The following is a 10,115-nucleotide window of genomic DNA, read 5'->3' as shown; positions in this document are numbered from 1 at the left end:
GCAGGGCCAGTCCCAGCGCGCGCGCGGAAGGCCCGCCGCTTGCCAGGGCGGCATGCGCCGCTGCGTCGGGGCCCTTGGCCGCATTGGCGTTTTCGCCGTGTCCGGTCAGCCGGTCTGGTTTGGTGCCCGCTAGCGGGCTGTCGCCGTCGAGCGACGCGGCGGCTGAGGCAGCGAGGGTGGCGGCTTGTTGTGCGGTGGTCTGCGGCGGAGTCTGGCCGGACGTCGGCAAGGGCGCCTGCGCGCTGGTTTGCCCGGGCTGCTGGCCCTGTGGGGCAGCGGGCATGGATCCGGCTCCCGCGCCCGGCTGGCCGGATGGCGCGTCAGCGGTCCAGAGAGGCGCGCGTCCCTGGACCGCCGGCGCGGCCTCGGGGAATTGGGCCAGCAACGCAAGAATGGTGCGCGCGGTCGTGCCCAGCGTGGTCGGGGCGGAGGCGGTGGTGTCGCTGCTGGTGACCAGGCCGCGGGCTGCCAGCGCCAAGGCCGCCGCCGTTTTTGGATCGACAACAGTATTCTGGCGGTCGCCACGGGCGCCGCCAGTCTGTATGCCTTGCCCTGGGTCGCGGGCCGATCCGTCCGAGGCGCCTGGTTTTTCCGGGCTGCCTGGCTGGCTGACGGCGTCTGGGCGGGCGCCGGAGACCTGATTGGCGCTGGCGGCGGACATCGTCGTGCCCAGCACGGCGTCCAGCCGCTGCACCAGGACATTGCCAAGTGCGGCGGGACCTACGCTCATGTTTCAGGCGCCTGCTGGTACCCGTAGGCGGACAGCAAGGTTTGCTGGCGCTTCATGCGCCCCAGCAGTTCTCCCAGGCGTGCCAGTTGCGGAAGCGCCAGGTCGCGGGTGAGCGCGTCGTTTTCCAGGATGCGCACCAGCAGGTCGTACTTCAGGGTGCGCCCGGCTTCGTCCAGTGGCACGCTGCTGTCGGTCAGCCGCAGGCGCTCGACCTGTTCGCAGTACTGCTGCCCAAGAACCATCGCGGCATCCCAGTCGCCCGCTTGCGCGGCTGACAACATGTCGTTCGTGATGTGGGCGATCTCCTGGTAGTGTTCCAGGATGGGGTGGGTGTACTGGGTCAGGGACGTCATGGAAATCTCGGGCGGTCGATGGCTGGCTAAATTCGTATTTCGGGCCATCAAGGTTGCATCCCGCCGGCAGGCCGGTCTATGGAGGTCTGCCAAGCTTCAGCCAGATCCGCCAGCAGGCGGTCGGCTATATCCAACTGTTCGACGTCAGCCTTGAGATTGGCCATCAAAAGAGTGCGGACGATGTAGTCGTAAAGCAGCGAGAGATTGGCGGCGATATCGCCGCCCGCCTCCATGTTCAGGCCCATCTTCAGGCCTTCGTCGACGATCTTGATTGCTTTCGAGATTGCCGCGCCGCGCTCCGCGATCCGCCCCTCCTGCAGATGGATACGCGCCTGCCCAATGGCCGCGCGCGCGCCCATGTAGAGCAGGGTGATCAGCCGCTCGGGGCTTGCACCCAGAATCTGGGTTTCCAGGCCGATATCGGCGTAGGAGCGGACAGATTGGGACCCCTGGGGGCGGCGGGCGGCATAAGTCATTTAATGCATCTTCTACGGTTTATTTGGACGATTTGTTCATCGCCGCAAATTGCTGGGTCAGGTAGTTGCCGGTGACGCTCAACTGCGAGACGAACTTGTCCAGCTGGACAAAGCGCGTGCGCATCTGGTCCATTTCGGCATCGCTACTGGCCTTGGCGCGGGCTTTCTGCGCCGCCAGGTCGTCGATGGTCTTGCTCAGTCCGTCTTGACGGGTTTTCAGCGAGCCATTGTCGCCGAGCACGTCCTTGAAGGCGGCTTCCATCTTCTTGGCCAGGCCGTTTTCGCCCGTCAGCAGCTTGGTGACGTCGGCGGAGTTTTCCTTTAGCGCCTTGTCCAGCTTGGTCTGGTCCAGCTTCAGCTGGCGGTTCAGCGGATCGGTCGTGATGCCCAGGTCGGCCAGCGATTTCACTGCGTCTCCGCCCAGGACGTCCTGCAGCGCATTGCTCAGGGACCATTGGATCGAGCGGGTCGTGCCATCGCCCGTCAGGGGCTGATTGGTCGCGGCCTTGGCGTCGAACGCAGTCAGTTCCTTGATGGTGGACTGCAGCGTGTTGTAGACGGTGACGAAGTCCTTCACGGCCTTGGTCGCCACGGACGGGTCCGCTTCCAGCTTGAGCGTGATGGGCTTGTCCGTCGGGGTTTCCTCGGACAGGTTCAGCGTCACGCCGTCGATGGCCTTGTCGATGTTGTTCGAGCCGCTGGTCACGGGGATGCCGTTGATCACGACCTCCGCGTCCTGCGCCTTCGTGTTGGTCATGCCGGTGGTCACACCGCCGGCGTCGGTGCTGAAGCTCAGGATGTCCTTGAGCGACTGGTCGCCCGTGACGGTGATGGACTTGACGGAAGCCTGGACGCCGGTGTCCTTGGCGGTCAGCATCAGGTAGTTGTTGCCGTTGCCGTCGTTGATGACGGTGGCGCGCACGCCGGCCTTGTCGTCGGCGTTGATGGCCTTGACGATGCCGTTGAGCGAGGTGTCGCCCTTGAGGTCTATGGTTTTCTTGGTGCCGTTGGCCAGCTCGATTTCGAAGGAGCCCGTATCGCCGTGCTTGGCCGTGCGGTCGCTGACGCCGCCGGACTGGAGGGTCTGGGACTTGGCCAGCTTGTTGACCGCGATGGTGTACTCGCCTGCGACGACGCCCTCGGCGGCCACGGTGGCCGTCAAGGCAGTTCCGCCGGTGACGCTTCCCTTGATGGCCGCCAACGTTTCGGCCTTGCCGAGCACTCCGGCGGCCTTCTGGACCGCTTCCAGCGCGCTCTGCAGCTTGGCATAGGCATCGATGCGCGTCTTGTAGCTTGCCGTGCGCGTGTCGTAGATCGAGAGCTTTTTGTCCTCGGCTTCCTGCAATTTCTTCAGGGTTTCTTCCAGTGGCAAACCGGAAACCGAGCCGAGGTTGGTGATAGAGGCCATGTGAATTTCCTTCCTAGCGATGCGATTCTGTCAAAAATACGGTGGTGGCGATTGGCCGGGTAAGGGCATTAGGCGGGCCTAATTCGACGCTTCCGTGGCCGGCCGGCGGCAGGGCGGCCGGCCATGGGCTGAACCGGGGTCAAATCAGGCCGTGGTTTTAATGCCGTTTCCTTGCATGTTCACGATCATTTTGGCGATTTTGAGCAGTGTTTCGCTGGGGATCGTGCGTATGACGTCGCCCGATTCCGCATCGATCACCGAGACCACCACCTGGTGCACGTTGGGGTCGATTTCGAACTGGAGCTGGGTGGACCAGGCTTTCATCTGGTCGTTGATTTCGTCCAGAGCCTTGTCAAGGGGGAGCTTCTGCGAGTCGGATTGATCCGACGTCGCGCTGTCCGAAGCCCCACTGTTCGTTGCGGCGGCCGTGGGCACGACGCTCACGGCGGGGTCCGGCGCGACGGGCGCGGATGCTACCGGCGTTGGTGCAAACGATGGTGGGGCTATGGGGGTTACGGCCATGATCACTCCAACGGCGATGTGGGCGTCTCGGAGGAACGCGCTGTTTTCAGGGAATTCTCAGCTACGATAACGGCAGGCCCGTAGGGAACTTTAGCCACCGCCGAGCCAGATGTTTCATGTGCTAAATAGTTCGGATCGGGCAATGAGTGTCAAGACGGCGCTGCGAGTTATCGAAATCATCGAAACCTATGCCCGCGAAAAGCGCGCGCTGCCGTTATCGGAACTGGCTCGGTTGCTGGATGTGCCGGTGTCCAGCTGCCTGGCCCTGATCCGTACCCTGACGGGCTTGGGCTATCTGTATGAAACGGGCCGGCGCCAAGGCTACTATCCGACCGGCAGGCTGCTTGCCATGGCGCAGCGCATTGCCCGCGCCGATCCGGTCCTGGACCGCGTCTATCCCAGTCTGACGGAGTTAAGGGACGCTACCCGGGAAACGATTGTTTTCGCCAAACTGAGCCAGGACGGCCGGGTGGTCTACCTGGATGTGCTGGATTCTCCACATACGATAAGATACGCGCCCGTTGCGGGTGAATTCAAAGACATTCATGCGAATTCGCTGGGGAAGGCGCTGCTGTCAACATTGGACGACCCGGCCCGCGACAGCATGCTCGCGGGCATGGCCATGACCCGTCACAACGAACGGACGCTGGTCACGCGCGAAGCCTTGCTGGCGGATCTGGCGCTGTCGCGCCAGCGCGGCTGGTTCATGAACAGCGGCGAGTCCATTGCGGACGTGGGCGCGATCGCCTGGCCGGTCACCCTGTCCGGTGAACACTATGCGATTTCGGTGGGCGGGCCGATCTACCGGATCGAGCCCCAGCAGGAATCCTATGCCCGGATCCTGCGGTCGGCGTGCACTGCGCTGGAGCAGCAGGCCTGACGGGCAGGCCTTGCCGCTGGGACGGCGCGCCGGCGCTCAGTAGGACTTGGGCAAGCCCAGCACTTTTTCCGCGATGAAGCACATGATCAGTTGCGGGCTGACCGGGGCGATGCGGGGAATGAAGCTTTCGCGCAGCAGGCGCTCCACGTGGTATTCCTTGGCGTAGCCCATGCCGCCCAGGGTCATGACCGCGGTCTGGCAAGCGTTGTAGCCGGCCTCGGCCGCCAGGTACTTGGCCGAGTTGGCGTATGGGCCGCAGGGCTTGCCCGCGTCATACAGGCTGGCGGCCTTGAACACCATCAAGTCGGCGGCTTCCAACTGCATCCAGGCTTGGGCAAGCGGGTGCTGGATGCCCTGGTTCTGGCCGATGGGGCGGCCGAACACGGTACGTTCGCCGGCGTACTTCACGGCCCGGTCCAGCGCGGCCCGGCCGATGCCCACCGCCTCGGCCGCGATCAGGATGCGCTCGGGGTTCAGGCCATGCAGGATGTACTCGAAGCCGCGGCCTTCCTCGCCGATGCGGTCGGCCACGGGGATGCGCAGGCCGTCGATGAACAGCATGTTCGAGTCCACCGCCTTGCGGCCCATCTTTTCGATCTCGCGGACTTCTATCTTGTTGCGGTCCAGGTCCGTGTAGAACAGCGACAGGCCCTGGGTGGGCTTTTCCACCTCGGACAGCGGGGTGGTGCGCGCCAGCAGCAGCATCTTGTTGGCGACCTGGGCGGTCGATATCCAGATCTTGCGACCGTGCACCACGTACTCGTCGCCCTGGCGCACGGCGCGGGTGCTGAGCTTGGTGGTGTCCAGTCCGGCGTCGGGTTCGGTGACGGCGAAGCAGGCTTTCTCGCGGCCGGCGATCAGGGGTTCCAGCCAGCGGCGGCGCTGCTCGTCGCTGCCGAACACCACGACCGGGTTCAGGCCGAAGATGTTCATATGGACGGCCGAGGCGCCGGTGAAGCCGGCGCCGGAGGCCGCAATGGTCTGCATCATCAGTGCGGCCTCGGTCATGCCCAGGCCGGCGCCGCCATATTCCTGCGGCATGGCGATGCCCAACCAGCCGTCGCGAGCCAGATCGGCGTGCAGGGGCTCCGGAAAGCCGCCTTCGCGGTCGCGCTCCAGCCAATAGTCGTCTGGGTAGCGCTCGCAGATGCGGGACACGGCGTCCCGCAGCGCCAACTGGTCGGGGGTGAATTCAAAGTCCATCAGTCATTTCCATCCAGGGTGATGCCGCGGGCCGCCATGGCGTCGATCCGGGCGGGGTCATAGCCGGCCTCGGCCAGCACTTCGCGGCTGTGCTGGCCCAGCCTGGGGGCGGGGCGGCGTATGGAGGTGGGAGTGCTTTCGTATGTGCCCAGCGGAGCGGTTGTGCGGATCGGGCCTTCGCTGGGGTGGTCCATGGTCCGAATCGAGCCGGTCGCGGCCAGGTGTTCGTCCTGTAGCAGGTCGTCCACGGAATAGAGCGGCGAGGCGGGAATGTCCGCCCGCGCCAGGCCTTCCAGCCATTCCTCGCTGCGGCGGGTGGCGATGACGTCGGCGACAAAGGCATAGACGTCGCCGATGTGGGCGGCGCGCGCGCCGTGGGAGCTGAAGCGCGGGTCCGCCGACAATTCGGGCTGGCCGATCAGGTCGAAGAAGTTGCGCCAGTGCTTGTCGTTGTAGATCAGCAGGCTGATGTAGCCGTCGACCGTGGCGTAGGGGCGGCGATGCGGCGCCAGCAGGCGCGCGTATCCGGTGGGGCCTAGCGGGGGGTCGAAGGTGGCGCCGCCAAGATGATCGCCCAGCACGAGGTGGGCCATGCCTTCGAACATGGGGATTTCCACCTGCTGGCCTAACCCCGTGCCGCGGGCATGCAGCACCGCGGACACCAGCGCGATGCCCACGTGCAGCCCGACCGCCCGGTCGGCCAGGGTCAGCGGCGCGTAGCGCGGCACGTCCCCGCTTTGCTGGGCAGAGAGGGCGGCGATGCCGGTCTGGCCCTGGATCAGGTCGTCGTAGGCGGGACGCCCGGCGTAGGGGCCGGCCTCGCCGTAGCCGTAGGCGCCCAGGTAGACGATGCGCGGATTGCGCGCCGCCACTGCCTCGTAAGACAGGCCCAGCCGGGCCATCGCCTGCGGGCGGATGTTGTAGAGCAGGGCGTCGCAGCTTTCGGCCAGTTTCAGGCAGGCCTCGAGCCCCTCGGGCGTCTTCAGGTCCAGGACGACCGATCGCTTGTTGCGGTTCAGGTGCAGATAGATATGGCCCATGCCAGGGTTGCGCATGGGGCCGACGGCCCGCATGTTGTCGCCGGCCGGGGGCTCGACCTTGATGACGTCGGCGCCCAGGTCGGCCAGGACCTGGGTGGCATAGGGGCCCATCACGACCGCGCTCAGGTCCAGGATGCGCACTCCCGCCAGGGGGCCTGCGGCGGGCGTGTCGGATTGCGGTGATGCGTTCATTGCTGCTCGATCCCCGCGTCGCGGATCAGTTTGCCCCACAGGTCCAGCTGGGCGCCGACAAACTGGGAGAACGTTTGTGGCGTGCTGGAAAAGGCGTCGAACCCGAGGCCGGCCAGGCGCTTTTTCACGTCAGGCTTGGCGACCACCTGATTGATCGCGGCATTCAGCTTGGCCACGATTTCCGGCGGCATGCCGGCCGGGCCGAAGTAGCCGTTCCATGAGTTCAGGTCGAAGTCCTGCACGCCGGACTCGGCCATGGACGGCAGGTCGGGGACGATGGCGCTGCGTTCGGCGGTCGACACGGCCAGCGCGCGCAACTGGCCCGATTGCACGAAGGGCAGGCCGGAAGCCAGGTCGGTGAACATGAAGTCGACCTGTCCGCCGACCACGTCGGTGAGGCCTTGGGGCGTGCCTTTGTAAGGCACGTGCAGGATGTCGATCTTGGCGCGGTTGGCCAGCGTGGCGCCGGCGACGATGCCAGTGCTGTTGCCGCTGGCGTAGGTAATGCGGCCGGGATGCTGGCGCGCGTCGGCGATCAGCTCGCCCACCGTTTTCCAGGGACGCTTCGGGTTCACCACCAGGATGAACGGCAGGTTGCCGCCGCGGGCGATGGGGGTGAAGTCCTTGACCGGATCGTAGGGCACGTTCTTCATCAGCCAGGGCGCGGCCGAATGCGAAGTGTTGGTGGTGACGAAGAGCGTGTAGCCGTCGGGCTTGGCACGAGCGACGTAGCTGGCCGCGATGGTGGCGTTGGCCCCGGGCTTGTTCTCCACCACAACCTGCTGGCCCAGGATGTTGCCCAGCTCGGCGCCGAAGATGCGGCCCACGGCGTCGGTGCCGGAGCCGGCGGGAAAGGGGACGATCAGGGTGATGGGTTTGGTGGGGTAGTCGGCGGCGTGCGCGGTGGGGCCGGCAATCAGCGCCGCGCTGCCGATGAGGGCGGCGCCCAACAGGCTTAGAGGTCTCATGGGTTTGTCTCCTGTGTGTTTCGGATCCAGGCGCGGTTTCTGGGCCCGCTGCCCGGGGCTGCGCCGCGTCAAGCGGCTGGGGGTGGCGCCGGAAAGCCGCGTATCACGCGGTCGGGGGATTCTTCATACGGGGGCGTGTAGATCACCAGCAGGCGGGCGGGCTCGTCGCTGGTGACGGTGAAGACATGCGGAATGTCCGGGGGGAAGTAGCAGCAGTCGCCCGGGCCCATGTCGGCCCATTCGTCCTGCACCTGCGCGCGCGCCGTGCCGGACAGCAGGTAACAGACCTGCTCGATGCCGGGGTGGGCGTGCGGCAGGGCGCCCTTGCCCTTGTCGATTACGCCCAGCAGCACTTCCACGCCCCGGGAGCCAACGGTGTCCGGGCCGATCAGACGGCGGTTCAGGGTGCCGGTGTGGTTGGCGGGGTGGTAGCCGGGCACGTCGGCCTCGCGCACCAGCCAGGATGGGGTCTTGCTCTGCGTCATGTTCTATCCATGGAAATTCTCATACGTGAAATTATTTTTATGTATGAGAAAAATATCGGCAAGCAATTTTTCGGTATGGATACCTTGCCGCTCCCTGGGGGATTAGGGAAAACACCGTGCGCGGACTGCTAAAATCGATGGCTGAACTCACTTCCGGCTTTGTCATGTCTTCTGCCCGCACGCCCGACGTTTCCGCCACCCTGTCCGATTGGCTGCAGTATCTGGAATCGATCCACGCTACCGCCATCGACATGGGCCTGGACCGGGTGCGCGAGGTGGCCGGACGCATGGGGCTGGAGCTGTCCGGCGTGAAGTTCGTCATCGGCGGCACCAACGGCAAGGGCTCCACCTGTGCCATGCTCGAAGCGATCCTGCTGGCGGCCGGCTACAAGGTCGGGCTGTACACCTCGCCGCACCTGATCGACTTCAACGAACGCGCCCGCATCAATGGCCAGATCGCCACCGACGAGGCGCTGATCGCCCAGTTCCAGGCGGTCGAGGCTGCGCGCGGCGACGTTTCGCTGACCTATTTCGAATTCACCACGCTGGCGATCCTGCGCCTGTTCTCGCAATCCAGGCTGGATGCCGTGGTGCTTGAAGTCGGGCTGGGCGGGCGGCTGGATGCCGTCAACATCGTCGACGCCGACTGCTCCATCGTCACCAGCGTGGATCTGGACCACACCGACTGGCTGGGCGATACGCGCGAAAAAATCGGTTTCGAGAAAGCCCATATCTATCGCAGCGGCCGGCCGGCAATCTGCAGCGATCCCGTGCCTCCGCAATCGCTGCTGGACCACGTTGAGAAGATCGGCGCCGATCTCTGGCTGTTCGGCCGTGACTACAATTATTCCGGCGACCGCCAGCAATGGGCCTACGGCGGCCGCGAACAGCGCCGTAACTCGCTGGCCTATCCGGCGCTGCGGGGCGCCAACCAGTTGCTGAACGCATCGGCCGCGCTGGCGGCGCTGGAATCGGTGCGTGACCGCCTGCCGGTGCCGCAGCAGGCCGTGCGCCTGGGGTTGTTGCAGGCGTCCCTGCCTGGCCGTTTCCAGATCCTGCCGGGCCAGCCCGCGGTCATCCTGGACGTGGCGCACAACCCGCATGCCGCGGCGGTGCTGGCGCAGAATCTGGACAACATGGGTTTCCATCCCTACACCCACGCTGTGTTCGGCATGCTGAACGACAAGGATCTCGCCGGCGTCGTCGCCAAGCTCGGCACGCGCATCGACAATTGGTACTGCGCCGGCCTGCCGGGTCCGCGCGGCACGCCTGGCGCAGCGTTGGCCGAACAGGTCGCCGCGGCGCTGCCGCCCACGCCTGCTGGGGGCGAAAAGCCGGCCATCTCTGCGTATGCGGATCCCGCCCAGGCCTTTGCCGCCGCGCGCGAACGGGCAGGGGAGAATGATAGAATCGTGGTGTTCGGCTCGTTTCTCACCGTAGCCTCGGTTTTGCAGGCTCTGGGTCGCAAGGCATAGGCAGCATCGGGTCAATCGCGTCCAGGCGGCCCGCCGCCATATCGCCGCAAGGAATTCTCCTCCATGGGTTTTTTCAAACGCAAAGATCCTGCCGACCAGGCGCAGTCCTCCAAGCGGGCGGCAGTGCCCAGCGAGGTGCAGGCTGCGGAGCTGCGCGGCCGCGCGCGGCGCAGGCTGGCAGGCGCTATCGCGCTGGTATTGGCTGCCGTCATCATCCTGCCGATGGTGCTCGACTCGCAGCCCACGCCGGTCGACGACAACATTCCCATCAGGGTGCCGGAACGCAACACGCCGTTCCAGCCGCAAGTGAGCGAACCGCAGGTCGCCGCGCCGCAGACGCCCGCGCCGGGTGGCGCCGCGCCGACGGATCCTTCCGCCATCCC

Annotated in this window: 10 protein-coding genes and 2 pseudogenes; 3 read left to right on the top strand and 9 right to left on the bottom strand. The window is 65.7% G+C overall.

What is annotated here, in order from left to right; all coding sequences use genetic code 11:
- The 5 genes and pseudogenes from VIR09_RS22445 to VIR09_RS22425 all read right to left on the bottom strand — a co-directional run.
- A pseudogene (locus VIR09_RS22445) lies at positions 1-730 on the bottom strand (flagellar hook-length control protein FliK); the annotation flags it as partial.
- Complete coding sequence (locus VIR09_RS22440) at positions 727-1,083, bottom strand: flagellar protein FliT (protein ID WP_332014850.1); 357 nt, start codon at positions 1,081-1,083, stop codon at positions 727-729. The pseudogene VIR09_RS22445 and the gene VIR09_RS22440, both read right to left, overlap by 4 nt.
- A gap of 47 nt (positions 1,084-1,130) precedes the next feature.
- Positions 1,131-1,559 (bottom strand): flagellar export chaperone FliS, encoded by a 429-nt coding sequence (gene fliS / locus VIR09_RS22435; RefSeq protein WP_332014849.1) that lies wholly within the window; start codon positions 1,557-1,559, stop codon positions 1,131-1,133.
- Between the two features lie 19 nt (positions 1,560-1,578).
- Positions 1,579-2,967, bottom strand: a complete 1,389-nt coding sequence (gene fliD / locus VIR09_RS22430; protein WP_332014848.1) for a flagellar filament capping protein FliD — start codon at positions 2,965-2,967, stop codon at positions 1,579-1,581.
- A 144-nt stretch (positions 2,968-3,111) separates the two neighbouring features.
- The gene (locus tag VIR09_RS22425) at positions 3,112-3,489 is read right to left on the bottom strand and encodes a flagellar protein FlaG (RefSeq protein WP_332014847.1); all 378 of its coding nucleotides are present in this window, start codon (positions 3,487-3,489) and stop codon (positions 3,112-3,114) included.
- 142 nt (positions 3,490-3,631) lie between these two features.
- Between VIR09_RS22425 and VIR09_RS22420 the strand changes: the two genes are divergently transcribed.
- A complete protein-coding gene (locus VIR09_RS22420; RefSeq protein ID WP_332014846.1) occupies positions 3,632-4,369 on the top strand; it encodes an IclR family transcriptional regulator in 738 nt (245 codons plus the stop codon).
- A gap of 36 nt (positions 4,370-4,405) precedes the next feature.
- Here VIR09_RS22420 and VIR09_RS22415 read toward each other — a convergent pair whose 3' ends face one another.
- From VIR09_RS22415 to VIR09_RS22400, 4 genes are all read right to left on the bottom strand, one after another.
- Entirely contained in the window at positions 4,406-5,572 is a 1,167-nt protein-coding gene (locus tag VIR09_RS22415) for an acyl-CoA dehydrogenase family protein (protein WP_332014845.1), read from the bottom strand.
- Positions 5,572-6,804: a CoA transferase gene (locus VIR09_RS22410; protein ID WP_332014844.1), complete on the bottom strand. Its 1,233-nt coding sequence runs from the start codon at positions 6,802-6,804 to the stop codon at positions 5,572-5,574. Before VIR09_RS22410 ends, VIR09_RS22415 begins: the two co-directional genes overlap by 1 nt.
- Complete coding sequence (locus VIR09_RS22405) at positions 6,801-7,772, bottom strand: tripartite tricarboxylate transporter substrate binding protein (RefSeq protein ID WP_332014843.1); 972 nt, start codon at positions 7,770-7,772, stop codon at positions 6,801-6,803. The genes VIR09_RS22410 and VIR09_RS22405 overlap by 4 nt, the downstream gene beginning before the upstream one ends.
- A gap of 68 nt (positions 7,773-7,840) precedes the next feature.
- Positions 7,841-8,257 carry a cupin domain-containing protein gene (locus VIR09_RS22400; protein WP_332014842.1) on the bottom strand — a complete coding sequence of 139 codons (417 nt, stop codon included), beginning with the start codon at positions 8,255-8,257 and terminating at the stop codon, positions 7,841-7,843.
- Positions 8,258-8,421: 164 nt separating this feature from the next.
- Between VIR09_RS22400 and folC the strand changes: the two genes are divergently transcribed.
- Both folC and VIR09_RS22390 read left to right on the top strand, forming a co-directional pair.
- On the top strand, positions 8,422-9,732 hold the full coding sequence (gene folC / locus VIR09_RS22395; RefSeq protein ID WP_332014851.1) for a bifunctional tetrahydrofolate synthase/dihydrofolate synthase: 1,311 nt from the start codon (positions 8,422-8,424) through the stop codon (positions 9,730-9,732).
- A 63-nt stretch (positions 9,733-9,795) separates the two neighbouring features.
- Positions 9,796-10,115: pseudogene (locus VIR09_RS22390) on the top strand (SPOR domain-containing protein); the annotation flags it as partial.

This window comes from Achromobacter sp. (assembly GCF_036567245.1).
GTDB lineage: Bacteria > Pseudomonadota > Gammaproteobacteria > Burkholderiales > Burkholderiaceae_B > Achromobacter.
Note: the sequence above shows the minus strand (reverse complement) of the source record. Positions and strands in the feature narration are given on the sequence as shown.